This window comes from Brevundimonas sediminis, from assembly GCF_048799765.1.
GTDB lineage: Bacteria > Pseudomonadota > Alphaproteobacteria > Caulobacterales > Caulobacteraceae > Brevundimonas.
This window is the reverse complement of record NZ_JBLYQK010000019.1, coordinates 15701-33129: the sequence shown is the minus strand read 5'-3', so window position 1 is coordinate 33129 and position 17429 is coordinate 15701. Positions and strand designations below refer to the sequence as shown.

General features: G+C 69.5%; 13 protein-coding genes. 6 read left to right on the top strand and 7 right to left on the bottom strand.

What is annotated here, in order from left to right; translation table 11 throughout:
- Positions 1 to 11 precede the first annotated feature (11 nt).
- Genes ACLQ7T_RS11365 through ACLQ7T_RS11355 form a run of 3 tightly spaced genes read left to right on the top strand, consistent with a single transcriptional unit; the run spans position 12 to position 5462 of the window.
- Entirely contained in the window at positions 12 to 665 is a 654-nt protein-coding gene (locus tag ACLQ7T_RS11365; protein WP_420479535.1) for a hypothetical protein, read from the top strand.
- Positions 571 to 2181, top strand: a complete 1611-nt coding sequence (locus ACLQ7T_RS11360; RefSeq protein ID WP_420479534.1) for a Y-family DNA polymerase — start codon at positions 571 to 573, stop codon at positions 2179 to 2181. The genes ACLQ7T_RS11365 and ACLQ7T_RS11360 overlap by 95 nt, the downstream gene beginning before the upstream one ends.
- Positions 2178 to 5462 (top strand): error-prone DNA polymerase, encoded by a 3285-nt coding sequence (locus tag ACLQ7T_RS11355; protein ID WP_420479533.1) that lies wholly within the window; start codon positions 2178 to 2180, stop codon positions 5460 to 5462. Before ACLQ7T_RS11360 ends, ACLQ7T_RS11355 begins: the two co-directional genes overlap by 4 nt.
- On the opposite strand, the gene ACLQ7T_RS11350 is transcribed toward ACLQ7T_RS11355, so the two are convergent.
- The 5 genes from ACLQ7T_RS11350 to ACLQ7T_RS11330 form a co-directional block, all read right to left on the bottom strand.
- Positions 5459 to 5896, bottom strand: coding sequence for a DUF7684 family protein (locus ACLQ7T_RS11350; RefSeq protein ID WP_420479532.1), 438 nt, complete (start codon positions 5894 to 5896; stop codon positions 5459 to 5461). The genes ACLQ7T_RS11355 and ACLQ7T_RS11350 overlap by 4 nt on opposite strands.
- Before the next feature lie 10 nt (positions 5897 to 5906).
- Positions 5907 to 6089, bottom strand: coding sequence for a hypothetical protein (locus ACLQ7T_RS11345; protein WP_420479531.1), 183 nt, complete (start codon positions 6087 to 6089; stop codon positions 5907 to 5909).
- A 6-nt stretch (positions 6090 to 6095) separates the two neighbouring features.
- On the bottom strand, positions 6096 to 7181 hold the full coding sequence (hppD, locus tag ACLQ7T_RS11340; RefSeq protein WP_420471254.1) for a 4-hydroxyphenylpyruvate dioxygenase: 1086 nt from the start codon (positions 7179 to 7181) through the stop codon (positions 6096 to 6098).
- 245 nt (positions 7182 to 7426) lie between these two features.
- On the bottom strand, positions 7427 to 9373 hold the full coding sequence (locus tag ACLQ7T_RS11335; RefSeq protein WP_420479530.1) for a M1 family metallopeptidase: 1947 nt from the start codon (positions 9371 to 9373) through the stop codon (positions 7427 to 7429).
- Positions 9374 to 9427: 54 nt separating this feature from the next.
- On the bottom strand, positions 9428 to 10687 hold the full coding sequence (locus ACLQ7T_RS11330) for a multidrug effflux MFS transporter (RefSeq protein ID WP_420479529.1): 1260 nt from the start codon (positions 10685 to 10687) through the stop codon (positions 9428 to 9430).
- Positions 10688 to 10768: 81 nt separating this feature from the next.
- Here ACLQ7T_RS11330 and arsC point away from each other — a divergent pair, with 81 nt between their 5' ends.
- Positions 10769 to 11116 carry an arsenate reductase (glutaredoxin) gene (gene arsC / locus ACLQ7T_RS11325; protein WP_420479528.1) on the top strand — a complete coding sequence of 116 codons (348 nt, stop codon included), beginning with the start codon at positions 10769 to 10771 and terminating at the stop codon, positions 11114 to 11116.
- A gap of 65 nt (positions 11117 to 11181) precedes the next feature.
- Here arsC and prpB read toward each other — a convergent pair whose 3' ends face one another.
- Both prpB and prpC read right to left on the bottom strand, forming a co-directional pair.
- The gene (prpB, locus tag ACLQ7T_RS11320) at positions 11182 to 12105 is read right to left on the bottom strand and encodes a methylisocitrate lyase (protein ID WP_420479527.1); all 924 of its coding nucleotides are present in this window, start codon (positions 12103 to 12105) and stop codon (positions 11182 to 11184) included.
- Positions 12106 to 12120: 15 nt separating this feature from the next.
- Positions 12121 to 13275 carry a bifunctional 2-methylcitrate synthase/citrate synthase gene (gene prpC, locus ACLQ7T_RS11315; RefSeq protein WP_420471259.1) on the bottom strand — a complete coding sequence of 385 codons (1155 nt, stop codon included), beginning with the start codon at positions 13273 to 13275 and terminating at the stop codon, positions 12121 to 12123.
- Between the two features lie 309 nt (positions 13276 to 13584).
- On the opposite strand from prpC, the gene acnD reads away from it, so the two are divergent.
- The gene (gene acnD, locus ACLQ7T_RS11310) at positions 13585 to 16209 is read left to right on the top strand and encodes a Fe/S-dependent 2-methylisocitrate dehydratase AcnD (protein ID WP_420479526.1); all 2625 of its coding nucleotides are present in this window, start codon (positions 13585 to 13587) and stop codon (positions 16207 to 16209) included.
- Positions 16209 to 17402: a 2-methylaconitate cis-trans isomerase PrpF gene (gene prpF, locus ACLQ7T_RS11305; RefSeq protein WP_420479525.1), complete on the top strand. Its 1194-nt coding sequence runs from the start codon at positions 16209 to 16211 to the stop codon at positions 17400 to 17402. The genes acnD and prpF overlap by 1 nt, the downstream gene beginning before the upstream one ends.
- Positions 17403 to 17429 lie beyond the last annotated feature (27 nt).

The window sequence follows — 17429 nt, the reverse complement described above, 5'->3', positions numbered from 1 at the left end:
TTGAGCCTGTCATGCCCTGTCCATCCGCCCTGTCATCGGAGCCGTTTCCGGAGGTCGCTGCGCCTCTGGAGGAGGTCTGCGCGCCGACCCCGCGGGATCGGGCGGCGGCCCTGATGTTCGCCCTGTCGCGCCGGCCGGAGACGGACGGCCGGCCGGTGTTGTTCGCCGCCTCCCGGGTCTGGCTGGGGGAGAACGGGCGTCCCTATGGACCGGGTCTTGCCGGGGCGGCCCTGATCCTGACGCCGGTGTCGACGGCGGCGGAGGGATTGTGGGTGCTGGAACAGGCCCTGCGGTCCGGGGCGGTGTCCCTGGCCCTGGGCGCGGTGGACGGCGCCAGTCTGGCGCAGACGCGACGGCTGGAGTTCGCGGCGAAGGAGGGCGGGTCGGTCGGGCTGATGTTGCCGCGCGCGCCCGAGGGGCTGACCGCGGCCCGTCGCCGCTGGCGCATCGAAACGGCCCTGTCCGCACCGGATGCCGAGGACCCGCGCGCGCCGGGGCGGACGCGGCTGGCGGCCGGGATGACGCGGGGCCGGGGCGAGCGACCCGGCGTCTGGATGATGGAGCAGGATGATGAGACGCATCGTCTCCGTCTGGCTGATCGACTGGCCGGTTTCGGTCCGCCGTCGATCGCTGGAACGGGCGCGGCGACCGGCCTCGCCGCCTGATCCGGCGCTCGACCCGGCCAACCCCTTCGCCCTGATCCTGAAGAACCGCCGGGGGGCGGCGGTGATCCATGCCCTGAACCCGGCGGCGCGAGCGGCGGGGCTGAGGCGCGACCAGACCCAGGCGGACGCCCTGGCCATGATCCCGCACCTGCTGTGCCAGCCCGCCGACGTCGCCGCCGACGGCCGGGCGCTTGAGGCGCTGGCGGTGTGGGCCGAGCGGTGGTCGCCGTCGGTCAGCCTCGACCCGTCGGAAGAGGGGCTGGAGGGGCTGTTCCTGGATGTGACGGGGGCGGCGCATCTGTTCGGCGGCGAGGCGGCCCTGCTGGCGGCGATCCGGGGGCGGCTGGCCGAGACCGGGACCGCCGCGCGCGTGGCCATGGCCCCGACGCCGGGGGCGGCCTGGGCGCTGGCGCGCTGGGGCGAGGGACGGGACCCGATCGCCACCGACGAGACGGTTTCGGACCTGCTGGCCGACCTGCCGGTGGAGGCCTTGCGGCTGGACGAGCGGACGATCACCGGGGCGCGGCGGCTGGGTCTGAAGACCATCGGCAGCCTGTGCGCCATGCCGCGCTCAGGGCTGGCGCGGCGTTTCCGCGACGGTGACGCCGTCGGGCTGGTGAGGCGGCTGGACCAGGCGCGGGGCCATGTGGGAGAGGCGCTGACGCCCGTGCGTCCGCCCGCCCGCTATCGCGCCTGGCAGGCCTTCGCCGAGCCGCTGGGCGATATCGCCGGGGTGGAGGCGCGCCTGCCGGAGCTGGCGGCCGACCTGTCACGGGCGCTTGAGCGGGATGGGCAGGGCGCCAAGGCCCTCACCCTGACCGGCTTCCGCACCGATGGGGAGACGACGTCGCTGTCGGTGCGGATGGGGCTGCCCGGCCGCGATGGGACGATCTGGATGCGGCTGTTCCGCGAGGCCGGGTTCGGGCGGCTGGAGCTGGGCTTCGGGCTGGACGCCCTGATGCTGACCGCGGACGAGACCGAGGTCATGGCGGCGCGGCAGGGCGCGCTGGAGAGTGAGGCGGAGGCGAGGCAGGCGGAGGATCTGGCGGTGCTGATCGACCGGCTGACGGCGCGGCTGGGCGAGGGGCGGGTGCTGACGTCCGAGCCGGTGGACAGCTGGATCCCCGAACGGGCCGAGCGTCTGGTCCCCGCCCTTGGACGGGTCCCCGCGCCGGATACGGCGGAGGTGGGGCGGCGGCCCATTCTGCTGCTGGATCCGCCCGAGCCGCTGGAGGACCCGGTGTTCGACCTGCCGGACGGGGCGCCCGCCCGGTTCACCTGGCGACGCGTCAGCCGACGCATCGTGCGGGCCGAGGGACCGGAGCGGCTGTCGCCCGAATGGTGGCGGCCCCGTCCGGACGGGCGCGAGACCCGGACCCGCGACTACTACCGCGTCGAGGACGGCGAGGGCGGGCGCTACTGGCTGTTCCGGGAGGGCCGCTACGGCTGGGACTATACGGGCGAGGGCGATCACCGCCGGGCGCCGAGTTGGTGGATGCACGGGGTGCTGGCGTGAATGGCTGGGATGGTCAGTATGCGGAGTTGGGAGCCATCACCAACTTCAGCTTCCTTGAGGGGGCCTCGCATCCGGGCGAGGTGATGCATCAGGCCAAGGCCCTGGGGCTGACCGCCGTCGGGGTGGCCGATCGCAACACCCTGGCCGGGATGGTGCGCGCCCTGATGGGGGCGGAGGAGGCGGACATCCCCCTGATCGTCGGCGCCCGTCTGGGCTTCACCGACGGGACGGACCTGATCGTCTTCCCGCGCGACCGCGCCGCCTATGGCCGCCTGTGCCGCCTGCTGACCCTGGGCAAGAGCGAGGCGGTGCCACAGGCTGGCGCCCAGGCCGATGGCGACCGCATCGAGAAGGCCGAGACCCGGCTGATCTTCGAACAGGCCGCCGGGCTGGGTGAGGGGATGATCGCGCTGGTCCCCGCGCCGGAGATGCCGGATGCGGTCTTCGAGGCCCGGCTGGAGCGCTGGCGGGCGGCGTGGCCGGACGATTTGTATCTGGCCGCGGCGCCGCTGTGGCGCGGGGATGACCGGCGGCGGCTGGCCCGTCTGGCGGCCATGGCCGAGCGGACCGGGGCGCCGATGATCGCCACCAATGCGGTGCTCTACCACCACCCCGACCGGCGCATGCTGCAGGACGTGCTGACCTGTATCCGCGAGGGGACGACCATTGATCGGGCGGGGCGACGGCTGCAGGCCAACGGCGAGCGCTTCCTGAAGCCGCCTGCCCAGATGGCGCGGCTGTTCCGGGGGTATGAGGCGGCGCTGGCGCGGACCATGGAGGTGGCGCGGGCCTGCACCTTCTCCTTGCGCGAGCTCAGTTATCAGTACCCGGACGAACCGGTTCCCGCGGGGTATTCGGCGCAGGGCTGGCTGGCGCGGCTGACCCTGAAGGGGGCGAGGATGCGCTGGCCGCAGGGCGTGCCGCCGAACATTCGCGCGACGATCCTGAAGGAGCTGCGGCTGGTCCGCACGCTGGACTACGCCCCCTACTTCCTGACGGTGCACGACGTCGTCGCCTGGGCGCGGTCGCGGCCCGACCCGATCCTGTGCCAGGGGCGGGGCTCGGCGGCGAACTCGGTGATCTGCTTCTGTCTGGGCATCACCAATGTCGATCCGACCAGACAGGACGTGCTGATCGAGCGTTTCATCTCGTCGGAGCGATCCGAGCCGCCCGACATCGACGTCGACTTCGAGCACGAGCGGCGCGAGCAGGTGATGCAGTACGTCTATGCCCGCTACGGGCGGGACCGGGCGGCTATCGTGGCGACCGTCATCCACTATCGCCCCCGCTCGGCCATCCGCGACGTGGGCAAGGCGCTGGGGCTGACCGAGGACGTGACGGCGCGCATGGCCGACACCGTCTGGGGGTCGTGGGGCGACGCGGTGAAGGATGAGCACGTCGACCGCACGGGCCTGAGCCGGGACGATGCGCGGATGAAGCTGGCGCTGGAGCTGACGGCCGAGATCATCAAATTCCCCCGCCATCTGAGTCAGCATGTGGGCGGGTTCGTGCTGAGCCAGACGCCGCTGGTGGAGATCGTTCCCATCGGCAATGCGGCCATGGCCGACCGGACCTTCATCGAATGGGACAAGGACGACATCGATCATCTGAAGCTGATGAAGGTCGATGTGCTGGCGCTGGGCATGTTGACGGCGATGAAGCGCGCCTTCCGCATGATCGAGACCACCTACGGGCGGCCGCTGAAGGACACCGCGGCCGCGCCGCCCGAGCGGCGGGGCGTCTACCGGATGCTGTGCAGGGCGGACTCGCTGGGCGTCTTCCAGGTCGAGAGCCGGGCGCAGATGTCGATGCTGCCGAGGCTGCAGCCGCGCGAGTTCTACGATCTGGTGGTGCAGGTGGCCATCGTCCGGCCCGGTCCGATCCAGGGCAAGATGGTGCATCCCTATCTGCAGCGCCGGGCGGAACGGCGGGCGCATGAGCGGGCCCATGGGCCGGGCAGCTACCGGTTTTCGATGCCGGGCTCGGCGGCGGATCCCGATGAGCTGGCCAATGTGCTGCGCAAGACGCTGGGCGTGCCCCTGTTCCAGGAGCAGGCGATGAAGATCGCCATGGTGGCCGCCGAGTTCACCGGTGATGAGGCCAACGGCCTGCGACGGGCGATGGCGACCTTCCGGCACAACGGCACCATCGGAAACTATGAGGACCTGATGATCGGGCGGATGGTCGCGCGCGGCTATGACCCCGAGTTCGCCCAGAACTGCTTCAACCAGATTAAGGGCTTCGGGGAGTACGGCTTCCCGGAGAGCCACGCCTGTTCCTTCGCCCACCTCGTCTATGTGTCGGCCTGGGTGAAGTGGCTGTACCCGGATGTGTTCGCCGCCTGCCTGCTGAACAGCCAGCCGATGGGCTTCTACGCCCCGGCCCAGATCGTGCGGGATGCGCGCGAGCACGGGGTCGAGGTGCGGCATCCGGATGTGAACATGAGCGACTGGGATGCGACGCTGGAGCCGCGGCCCCGGCGGCGGCGGCGGGCCATGCGACTGGGCTTCCGCGCCATCGACGGGTTCAAGGAGAGCTGGGCCGAGGCCATCATGGCGGCGCGGGCCGAAGGACCGTTCGCCGATCTGGACGACCTGCGTCTGCGGGCCCGGCTGACCCCGGCGGCGATGGACCGTCTGGCTGAAGCCGACGCCTATGGCTCGCTGAAGCTGAGCCGGCGACAGGGGATGTGGGCCGCGCGCGGGGCGCCGCCAGTGTCGAGCGCGCCCCTGTTCGAGGCCATGGGCCTGCGCGAGGCGGACGGGCGGCCACCGGAGGCCCTGCCGGAGCTGGCGCCCTCCGAGGAGGTGGTCGGCGATTACCAGACGATCCGTCTGTCCCTGAAGGGCCACCCGGTCCGCTATCTGCGCGACCGGCTGGCGGCGGCGGGGGCGTCGACGGCGGCGGATTATCCGGCCGTGGCGAACGGGAGGCGGGTGGTGGTCGGGGGCGTGGTGCTGGTCCGCCAGCGGCCCGGCACGGCCAAGGGCGTCTGCTTCATGACCGTGGAGGACGAGACCGGCGTCGCCAATCTGGTGCTGTGGCCCGACGTCTTCGAACGCCTGCGCCCGGTCGCCATGGGGGCGCGGATGGTGCTGGCCCGGGGCAAGGTGCAGACCGCCGAGGGCGTGACCCATCTGGTCGTCGAGGACCTGGAGGACTGGACCCCGATGCTGGGCCACCTGTCGCCGGATGCGGCGCCCGGCTCAGGCCATGCGCCGACGCGCGGACGGCATCCGAGGGATGTGCGGGTGCTGCCGGGGTCGCGGGATTTTCACTAGGCAGGCGGTTCGGCGTCCTGCGCCGCGGCATAGTCCTCAAGCATGAGGGCCTGACGGTCGTCGGGATTGATATCGATGATCCAGACGCCCATCCCGGGCGCAGCGTCATGCCAGGCGCCGTAGCCCGAGAACCAGAACACCTCGGCCAGCGGCTCATCGTCATGCCAGGTGGTCAGGACGTGCTTGTCGTCCGGGATGTCCCCGAAGTCGTGAAGGGTCAGCAGCGCCCAGTCGACGCTGTCGTGCCAGGCCGACGCGTCCCGTCCCCACGCCATCATGAAGAGGCAGCCGCTGCGGACCAGCCAGTCGCCGATCCGGTCCCGCCAATCTTGCGGGGTCTCCTGCTCGATCACCACCACGGCCTTGAACGGTCCGTCCTGTCCGATGACGGGCGGTTCCGATCCGGCGGGCAGGTGCAGGTAGCGGACCGTCATGGAGCGGCCCCTACCCCTTCCGGAACCAGCGCCATTTCCAGATGCGGTAGCCGATGATGGGGGCGAAGCCGCAGACGAGGGCGGCGATCAGGACGGTCCAGAAGCCGCCGCCCAGCCAGAATTCGCCCGCCAGCGCCCCGACCCCGGCCGCGAGGACGGGGCCGAGCCAGGGCAGCCAGGACGGCGGGCGCATCTGCATTCAGGCGTCGACCTTGATGACGCCGCGACGGATCTGGTCCAGCTCGATGGAGTCGAACAGGGCCTGGAAATTGCCGTTGCCGAAGCCTTCATTGCCCTTGCGCTGGATGATCTCGAAGAAGATCGGCCCGAAGGTGTCCTGGGTGAAGATCTGCAGCAGCAGGCCCTCCTCGTCCGATCCGTCGATCAGGATGCGGTTCTTGCGCATCCGCGCCACGTCCTCGCCGTGGCCGGGCAGGCGTTTGTCGATCAGCTCGAAATAGGTTTCGATGGTGTCCTGGAAGTCGACGCCGCGCGCCTTCATGGCCTCGACGGTCTCGTAGATGTTCTCCGTCGTCAGGGCGATGTGCTGGATGCCCTCGCCATTGTAGCGACGCAGGAACTCCTCGATCTGCGAGTTGTCGTCCTGGCTTTCGTTCAGCGGGATGCGGATGGCGCGGTCCGGCGCGATCATCGCCTGCGAGAACAGGCCGGTCGCCTTGCCCTTGATGTCGAAATACTTCTGCTCCTCGAAATTGAAGATCGAGTTGTAGAAGCCGGACCAGGTCCGCATCTGGCCGCGACGGACGTTATGGGTCAGGTGGTCGAGCACCTCGAGACCCATCGAGTTCGCCTTCTCGGCCGCCTGCCAGCCCTCGATCTCTGTCCAGCCGTCGTAGAGCGAGCCCTGCGCGCCGTACTGGTCGATGACGTAGAGCAGCGAACCGCCGATGCCCTGCAGGATCCAGGGATAGTCGTTGCCCAGGGCGCCGCCGGCGGCGTCCGTGGCGGCGACGGCGCCGCGAGCGAGAGCGCCTTCATAGGCCTCCTTCGCATTGGCGACGCGGAAGGCCATGCCGTTGGCCGACGGACCGTGGTCGCGGGCGAAGTCCGCGGCCTGCCCCTTGGGCGACAGGTTCACCAACATGGTGATGTCGCCCTGCTTCAGGCGGACGGCGTTGGTGGCCGGGTTCACATGGGTGCGGGTGAAGCCCATCAGCTCCAGACGGCCGACCATGGCCTCGGGCTCGGGGCCGGTGAATTCGACGAACTCGAAGCCGTCGACGCCGAGCGGGTTTTCCTGATCGATGCGGGCAGCGTCAGTCATGGGGCGTCTCCTGAAATAGGCGCGCGGCCCCGGTTGATCCGGGGCGGCTGTTCTGGCGCGGAACCTAGTGTCCGGAACCCCCGAAGCCAAGGTGGAGCGGGACACAGGTTCGTGGGGAGGGATGTCGGCGCGCGCAGCGACGACCGGGTGGGGAATGGCGAAGCCGCCGCAAAGCTTGACCGTGCGACCGTTCCCCACCCGTCTCGCTTCGCGAGCCACCCTCCCCATGAGGGGAGGGAGATTTTCTAGTTCGGCCGCCCCACGACCGCATCCACCGAGCCGGTGGTGACCGGGTGATAGCCCGGGCGGGCGATCGCGTAGACGCGGGTGGCGATCGGACGGCCCCAGTCGCCTTCGGCCCACAGGCTGGCGAACAACGGCAGGACGAATTTCCGGCGGCCCTGGGTGGTCAGGAAATGCTCCAGCGTCGGCACGGCGGGCTGATAGCGGTGCTGAACCGCGATCTGCAGCCAGGCGTACAGGACCTCGGCATTGCCCTCGGTCTTCAGGTTCAGGGTCGATTCCAGATCGGCCAGCTGGGCGGGGGTCAGCCAGTCGGCGCCCTCGGTCCGGTTCGCGGGCCGCCAGGCGAGGAAGCGCTGGCGCTCCTGCGTCGACCACCCGGCCCACGGAATAGCCGAGGCCGGGCCGCCGGCCACGAAGGCCTGGGCCGCCGCATCGACGGGAACGAAGGCGTTCGACACGGGCGGGACCCAGTTGGACGGCATGCCGGGCTGGTAGATCCAGGCGTCCATCATCAGCTGACGCTCCAGCGCCGCATCGCCCCTGACCAGATGGGTGCGGATGTCCTCGAGGAAGCGCTCGGTGGTCATCGGACGGAAGGCGTTGCGCTCGAAATAGCCCTTCAGCCAGGCGTCGAAGCGCTCGCGACCGACGATGCGTTCGATGGTGCGCAGGAAGGCGGCGCCCTTTTCGTAGGCGATGTCGGTCAGGCCCTCATCCGGGTCGCGCCCGGTCAGGTCGAGCTTCAGCCGGGTGTCCGCGGCGGGCAGGTCGGCCAGTGTCGACTGCAGATCACCCCAGCCGAGCGACTGCAGCATCAGGGCGCGCTCCTCGCCGTAGAGGGCCTCCATGATCCGGTTCTCGAAATAGACGGTGAAGCCCTCGTTGAGCCAGAAATCGTCCCAGGTGGCGTTGGTGACCAGATTGCCCGACCAGCTGTGGGCCAGCTCGTGCGCGACCAGCGAGACCAGCGAGCGGTCGCCCGCGATGATGGTCGGGGTGGCGAAGGTCAGGCGCGGGTTCTCCATGCCGCCGAACGGGAACGACGGCGGCAGGACCAGCAGGTCATAGCGGCCCCAGCGGTAGGGACCGTACAGGCCCTCGGCCACATCGACCATCTCGGCGGTCGGGACCAGTTCGTCATGGGCGGCGTGCAGGCGCGACGGCTCGGTCCAGACCCCGGTGCGTTCGTCGATGGCGGCGAAGTCCACATCGCCCACGCCGATGGCGATCAGATAGGGCGGGACCGGATTGGTCATGCGGAAGCGCCAGGCCTTTCCGCCCGCGACGCTCTCGCCGTCGGTGGTCAGGGTCTCGGCGCTCATCACCACCTTGAGGTCGGACGGGGCGACGATGCGGGCGTCCCAGGTCTGGCGAATGCCGGGGCTGTCCTGGGTGGGGACCCAGGTCCGGGTCAGGATCGCCTGCCCCTGGCTGAACATGTAGGGCTGGCGGCCGCCGGCCGTCTGGGCCGGGGTCAGCCACTGCAGCGCCGCGGCTTCAGGGCGGGTCGCATAGGTGATGACCAGCTTCTGCGGCTCGCCGGTGGCGAGGGCCGGGAAGCGGATGGTCAGGGGCGCGCCCAGGATCGGGTCGGCGGCGCCGACCGTGTAGGCCAGGGCCGCGCCGGAGGCGTCGGAGACGCCGCGGATGTCCAGATCGCGGACGTCCAGAATGATCTCGGTCGCGCCGGGCGCGCCCTGCACATCCAGCGTCGCCACCCCCGACAGCCGCTTCGTCGCGAAGTCGACGGCGAGATCGAGCGACACGTGGCGGACGTGGGCGATCTCGGGCCGGGCGTAGGAGTGGACGTCGCGGACGTAGTCCACCGGCGCGGTCGCCGAGGGGGGCAGGGGCGGCATGTCCGAACCGGAGGCGTTCATCGTGGCGCAGCCTCCCGTGGCGAGGGCAAGGGCGAGGGCGGAGACCAGACCGGCCGTACGGATCATCGGATGTTCCTCTTCACAAAGCTGGGCGGACAACGCCTCGCGGGACGGAAAAGATCAAGGGGCGGGCGTCGCCGCGGCGGCGTGGTGCGACCGGAACAGCCGTCCGCGCTCGGCGAACAGGACCGCGCAGAGGGCCAGAAGCCCCATGACGGTGAAGCCCAGCAGCATGGGCGTCGCCGTGCCCGCGAACTGCTGGCCGATGGCGAAACCGGCGATCGAGCCGAAGGTGGTCGACAGGAAGCCCTGGGCCGAGGATGCGGTGCCGGCGATGTGCCCCATCTTCTCCATGGCCATGGCGCCGAAATTTCCGGCGATGAAGCCGAAGCAGAACATGGTCAGGGCCTGCAGCACGCCGAAGGTCCAGATCGTCTCATGGCCCGTCGCGGAGACGGTGGCGTGGATCGCCGCCAGGGTGATGAAGCCGAGCAGGGCGGTGTGGGAGATCAGCCGGCTGCCGAAGCGCTCGACGAAGGTGGCGTTCAGCAGGCTGGCCGCGGCGATGCCGCCCGCGACGGCGGCGAAGACCAGCGGGAACAGGTCCGCGGCGTTGAACACATGGGCGAAGATCGACTGCGATGAGTTCAGGAAGCCGAACAGGGCGCCGGTGATCGCCGTCATCGCCAGGGTGTAGCCCAGCGACTGACGCTCGGTCAGGGCCTCGCGGAAGGCCGCGCCGATCCGGGCCGGCTGGATCGGCAGCCGGTCCTCGGGCTTCAGGGTTTCGGGCAGGCGGAGCGCGGCCCAGCTCATGACCAGAATGCCGGCCGTCGCCAGCACGCCGAAAATCCACGGCCAGGGGGCGACATGGAGGATGGCGGCGCCGAGGCTGGGGGCGATGATCGGAACGCCCAGGAAGACCAGGAAGCTGAGCGACATGACCCGCGCCATGGTCCGGCCCTCATAGCGGTCGCGGACGATGGAGACGGCGAGCACCCGCAGGCCGGCGGCGCCGATGCCTGAACCGACGCGGGCGAGGATCAGCAGCTCGAAGGTCGGGGCCAGGGCGGCCAGCAGGCCGAACAGGGCGTAGAGCCCGACGCCGACCATCAGCACGGGCTTGCGGCCGTACCGGTCGGCCAGCGGGCCGTAGAAGATCTGGGCGACGCCGAAGCCGAGCAGATAGGCGGTGATGATCCACTGACGATCGTTCTCGCGCGCGACGCCGAGCGCATTGCCGATGTCGGGCAGGGCCGGGAGCATGGAATCGATGGCCAGGGCGTTGAGCGCCATCAGGCAGGCGATCAGGCAGACGAATTCGGGAAAACCCGGTCCCTTCGCGGCGGAGGGGGCGGGTTCAGACTGGGGGGAGGTCATCCGGGCCAGATGCGGTGACGGTGCGACAATCGCAACCGCAAAAGGGTGAAAAGTCCGCAGCGGGGCTGTAAATCAGCCCCCATGAGCATCACCATCTTTCACAATCCGAACTGCGGCACCTCGCGCAATGTGCTGCAGATGATCCGCGACACCGGCGTTGAGCCCGAGGTGGTGGAGTATCTGAAGACCGGCTGGACGGCCGACCAGCTGACCGCCCTGTTCGCCGCCGCCGGGCTGACGCCGCGCGAGGCGATGCGGACCCGGGGCGACCTGGCCGAGGGGCTGGGGCTGCTGAACGAAGGCACGTCGGACGCGACGATCCTGTCGGCCATGGTCGAGCATCCCGTGCTGGTCGAGCGTCCGTTCGTGCGGACGCCCAGGGGGACGGTGCTGGCCCGGCCGAAGGAGACGGTGCTGGAGGTTCTCTAGCCGAAACGAAAACGCCGCGCGGTCCCTGCGGAGCGCGCGGCGTCTGTTTCCCCTGAAGGGACGCGTCAGCTGTCCTGCGGCATGCCCTGCGGGACGATGGTCTTGATGATCGAGGCGTCCAGTTCCTCGAAGGCGTGCAGGCCGATGGTGTCGTACAGCTCCTGACGGGTCTGCATGCGGTCGATGTATTTGTGGGTGCCGCCGTGCTCGGCGATTGAGGCGTAGAGTTCTTCCTGCGCCTTGTTGGCGGCGCGCAGCGAGGACACCGGCCAGATCACCATCTTGTAGCCCATCTCCTCGAATTCCTTCGCGGTGAAGAAGGGCGTCTTTCCGAACTCGGTCATGTTGGCCAGCAGCGGCACGCCGGGCATGGCGGCGGCGAATTTCTCGAACATCTCGCGGCTGGTCAGGCCCTCGGGGAAGATGGCGTCGGCCCCGGCCTCGACATAGAGCTTCGCGCGATCAACAGCGGCGTCGAAGCCCTCGACCCCGACCGCGTCGGTGCGGGCCATGATGACCAGGTCGCGGCGGGCCTTGGCGGCGGCGGCGACCTTGGCGGCCATGTCCATGGCGGGCACCAGCGACTTGCCGTTCAGGTGGCCGCACTTCTTGGGCAGGATCTGGTCTTCAAGGTGCACGGCGCCGGCGCCGGCCTCTTCAAACGTACGCACCATGTGCATGACGTTCAGCGCCTCGCCGTAGCCGGTGTCGCCGTCCACCAGCAGCGGCAGGCCCGAGGCGCGCGCGATCTGGCGGATGAAGAAGGCCACTTCATCCACGGTGATGATGCCGAGGTCCGGCAGGCCCATGGAGGCGGTCATGGCCGCGCCCGACAGATAGACGCCGTCGAAGCCCGCCTTCTTCGCCTGCAGGGCCGCCTGACCGTTGTGCGCGCCCGGCAGCTGCCAGATGCCGTCACGGGCCAGGGCGGCGCGGAACCGCTTGCCGGCGGATTCAGTGGGGAGGTCGGAGGCGAGGAGGTAGGGCATGGGGACTCCGTGAACTCAGCCGCGCTTCGACAGCGGGACGAACTCGAGATTTTCGGGACCGGTATAGTTGGCCGTCGGGCGGATGATCTTGCCGTCCTGGCGCTGTTCGATGACGTGGGCGGACCAGCCGGTGACGCGCGAGATGACGAACAGGGGGGTGAACATGGCCGTGGGCACGCCCATCATGTGGTAGCTGACGGCCGAGAACCAATCGAGGTTCGGGAACATCTTCTTGGCGTCCATCATGACGCTCTCGATGCGCTCGGCGATGTCGTACATCTTCGTCGAGCCGGCCTCGTCGGACAGCTGTTTGGCGACGCGCTTGATGACGACGTTGCGCGGGTCCGAGATCGTATAGACCGGGTGGCCGAAGCCGATGATGACTTCCTTGGCGTCCATGCGGCGGCGGATGTCGGCCTCGGCCTCGTCCGGGTTGGCGTAGCGCTTCTGGATTTCGAAGGCGACCTCGTTGGCGCCGCCGTGCTTGGGCCCGCGCAGGGCGCCGATGGCGCCGGCGATGGCCGAGAACATGTCCGACCCGGTGCCGGCGATGACGCGGGCGGTGAAGGTCGAGGCGTTGAACTCGTGCTCGGCGTAGAGGATCAGCGAGGTGTGCATGGCCCGCACCCAGCTGTCCGACGGTTCCTTGCCGTGCAGCAGGTGCAGGAAGTGGCCGCCGATGGTCTCGTCGTCGGTCTCGACCTCAATGCGGCGGCCGTTCTGGCTGAAGTGGTGCCAGTACAGCAGCATGGAGCCCAGCGAGGCCATCAGGCGGTCGGCGATGTCGCGCGCGCCCGGATGGTTGTGGTCATGGGCTTCCGGCAGGACGCAGCCGAGGGCCGAGACGCCGGTGCGCATCACATCCATCGGGTGGGCGGCGGCGGGGACGCACTCCAGCGCGTCCATGACGGCGGCGGGCAGGCCGCGCAGGGCCTTCAGCTTGGCCTTGTAGGCCTTCAGCTCGGCGGCGTTGGGCAGCGAGCCGTGGATCAGCAGGTGGGCGACCTCCTCGAACTCGGCCGTCTCGGCGAAGTCCAGGATGTCATAGCCGCGGTAGTGCAGGTCGTTGCCGGTCTTGCCGACCGTGCACAGGGCGGTGTTGCCCGCGGCGACGCCGGACAGGGCGACGGACTTCTTGGGCTTGAACGCGGGGGCGGCGGCGTCGGTCATCGATTTCCTCACTGGCCAATGCAGCGCTGCGCGACATCTGGCGCCCCGAAGGCGAGACGCGGGCCCGAGCCTGCACGCGGCGGCGCCCGTTGATCGCGCGTCCGCCCTGTTGATGGGCACGAAATAGCGGAATTCCACGCCGGGTGAAGGGTGAATCTGCTTCAGGCGCGACTTGCGCGGTCGGGGCGTGCTACCACTTGGCAAAACAGGGCCAAATGGCCACGGGAACGCAAACGGCAGGGAAGAAGGCGCTTTCGACGCTGTCCGTCCGCATTCGTTGTGACCAGACGACGAGACGAGAGTGCTGTCATGAATACCGCCTTCCGCAAGCCGCTGCCGGGCACGGCGCTGGACTATTTCGACACCCGCGCGGCGGTCGAGGCGATCCGCCCGGGCAGCTATGACGGCCTGCCGTATGTCTCGCGCGTGCTGGCCGAACAGCTGGTGCGCCGCTGTGATCCGGCCTCGCTGACCGCCGCCCTGACGCAGATCGTCGAGCGCCAGCGCGACCTGGACTTCCCCTGGTATCCGGCCCGCGTGGTCTGCCACGACATCCTGGGACAGACGGCGCTGGTCGATCTGGCGGGCCTGCGCGACGCCATCGCCGAACAGGGCGGCGACCCGGCCAAGATCAATCCGGTGGTGCCGACCCAGCTGATCGTCGATCACTCGCTGGCCGTCGAGGCGCCGGGCTTTGATCGCGAGGCCTTCGCCAAGAACCGCGCCATCGAGGACCGCCGCAACGAGGACCGTTTCCACTTCATCGAGTGGACCAAGCGCGCCTTCGAGAACGTCGACGTCATCCCGGCCGGCAACGGCATCATGCACCAGATCAATCTGGAGAAGATGAGCCCGGTCATCCAGGCGCGCGACGGCGTGGCCTTCCCCGACACCTGCGTCGGCACCGACAGCCATACGCCGCACGTGGATGCGCTGGGCGTCATCGCCATCGGGGTCGGGGGGCTGGAGGCGGAGACGGTCATGCTGGGCCGTCCGTCGATGATGCGCCTGCCGGACATCGTCGGCGTCAAGCTGACCGGCCGTCGCCACGAAGGCATCACCGCCACCGACATCGTGCTGGCCCTGACCGAGTTCCTGCGCAAGGAGCGGGTGGTCGGCGCCTGGCTGGAGTTCTTCGGCGAGGGGGCGGACAGCCTGACCATCGGCGACCGCGCCACCATCTCGAACATGTGCCCGGAGTACGGGGCGACGGCGGCGATGTTCCACATCGACCAGCAGACGATCGACTATCTGCGTCTGACCGGCCGCGAATCCGACCAGATCGCCCTGGTCGAGACCTATGCGAAGACGACCGGCCTGTGGGCCGACGCGCTGAAGGGCGCCGAATATGAGCGCGTGCTCGAGTTCGACCTGTCGACGGTCGAGCGCAATCTGGCCGGGCCGTCGAACCCGCACCGCCGCCTGCCGACCTCGGCCCTGCACGACCGCGGCATCGCCGTTGATCTGGACGGCGCCCTGGCCGAGGAGCGCGAAGGCCTGATGCCGGACGGGGCGGTGATCATCGCCGCTATCACCAGCTGCACCAACACCTCCAACCCGCGCAATGTCGTGGCCGCCGGCCTGGTGGCCCGCAAGGCCAATGCCCTGGGTCTGGTCCGCAAGCCGTGGGTGAAGACGTCCTTCGCCCCGGGATCGAAGGTGGCGCAGCTGTATCTGGAAGAGGCCGGCCTGCTGCCCGAGCTGGAGAGCCTGGGCTTCGGCATCGTCGGCTTTGCCTGCACCACCTGCAACGGCATGTCGGGCGCGCTGGACCCGGTGATCCAGAAGGAGATCGTGGATCGCGACCTCTATACGACCGCCGTCCTGTCCGGGAACCGCAATTTCGACGGCCGCATCCACCCCTACGCCAAGCAGGCCTTCCTTGCCTCGCCGCCGCTGGTGGTCGCCTACGCCATCGCCGGGACGGTGCGGTTCGATATCGAGAAGGACGTGCTGGGGATCGCCCCGGACGGCGCCGAGATCCGCCTGAAGGACCTTTGGCCGACGGACGCCGAGATCGACGCCATCGTCGGCGAGTATGTGAAGCCCGAGCAGTTCCGGAACGTCTATGAGCCGATGTTCGCGCGCCGGACCATCATCGGCGCGCCGGTCAGCCCGCTGTACGACTGGCGTCCGCAGTCGACCTACATCCGCCGACCGCCCTACTGGGACACGGAAGGCCTCGGCGCACTGGCGGCCAGCCCGCGGACGCTGAAGGGGATGCGGCCGCTGGCCATCCTGCCGGACAACATCACGACCGATCACCTGTCGCCGTCCAACGCCATCCTGCCGACCTCGGCGGCGGGCGAATACCTGACCGCGATGGGCGTGCCGGAAGAGGACTACAACTCCTACGCCACCCACCGCGGCGACCACCTGACCGCCATGCGCGCCACCTTCGCCAACCCCCAGCTGGTCAATGAGATGGCCGTGGTCGACGGGGCGGTGAAGAAGGGTTCGCTGGCGCGGCTGGAGCCCGAGGGCGAGGTGGTCCGCATGTGGGAGGCGATCGAAACCTATCTGGGCCGCCGCCAGCCGCTGATCATCATCGCCGGAGCCGACTATGGCCAGGGCTCGTCGCGCGACTGGGCCGCCAAGGGCGTGCGTCTGGCCGGCGTCGAGGCCATCGTGGCCGAGGGCTTCGAGCGCATCCACCGCACCAATCTGATCGGCATGGGCGTGATGCCGCTGGAGTTCATCAACGGCGTGACCCGTCTGGGCCTGAAGCTGGACGGAACCGAGACCTATGATGTCGTCGGGACGCCCGCGCCGGGCGCCGAGCTGACCCTGGTCATCCGCCGCGTCGACGGGACGGAAGAGACGGTGGCGGTGAAGTGCCGCCTCGACACCGCCGAGGAGGTCTCGATCTACGAGGCCGGCGGGGTGCTGCAGCGCTTCGCCCAGGACTTCCTCGACTCGGAGGCCGCCGCCTGATGCCGCACGGTCCGCAGATCCGCATCCCCGCCACCTATATGCGCGGCGGGACGTCCAAGGGCGTCTTCTTCCGGCTGGAGGACCTGCCCGCGTCGTGTCGCGTTCCCGGCCCGGCGCGGGACCGGCTGTTCCAGCGGGTGATCGGCAGTCCCGACCCCTACGCCAAACACATCGACGGCATGGGCGGGGCGACCTCCAGCACCTCGAAATGCGTCATCATCTCGCCCAGCGACCGTCCGGGACACGACGTCGACTATCTGTACGGACAGGTCTCGATCGACACCGACTTCGTCGACTGGTCGGGCAATTGCGGAAACCTATCGACCGCGGCCGGGGCCTTCGCCATCCATGCGGGCTATGTCGACGCCGGGCCGGACGGCGTGCGCGAGGTGCGCATCTGGCAGGCCAATATCGGCAAGACCATCCTCGCCCATGTGCCCGTCAGCGGCGGCGCCGTGCAGGAGACCGGCGACTTCGAACTGGACGGGGTGACCTTCCCCGCCGCCGAGATCGTGCTGGAGTTCCTCGATCCCGCCGACGAGGGTGAGGATGGCGGAGCGATGTTCCCGACCGGCAACCTGGTCGATGAGCTGGACGTGCCCGAGGACCTCGTCGCGGGCGGTAGGCTGACCGCCACCCTGATCAATGCGGGCATCCCCACCATCTTCGTCAACGCCGCCGACCTGGGCTTCGCCGGGACCGAGCTGCAGGACGCTATCAACGGCGACCCGGCCATTCTCAAGCGGTTCGAGGCGCTGCGGGCTATCGGGGCGCTGAAGATGGGCCTGATCGATACGCTGGAAGGCGCGGCCAAGCGCCAGCATACGCCGAAGATCGCCTTCGTCTCTCCGCCGAAAGATTACGTCTCCTCCAGCGGCAGGGCGATCACGGCGGGCGAGGTGGACCTGCTGGTCCGCGCCCTGTCGATGGGCAAGCTGCACCACGCCATGATGGGCACGGCGGCGGTGGCCATCGGGGCCGCGGCGGCGGTGCCGGGCACCCTGGTCAATCTGGCGGCGGGCGGCGGCGAGCGGAAGGCGGTGCGCTTCGGCCATCCGTCCGGCACGCTGCGGGTCGGCGCCGAGGCCGTGCAGAACAACGGCGAATGGACCGTCACCCGCGCTATCATGAGCCGCAGCGCCCGCCGCCTGATGGACGGCTGGGTCTACGTCCCGGGTGAAACCATCGCCTGAAATGCAAAAGCCCGGCCGAAGCCGGGC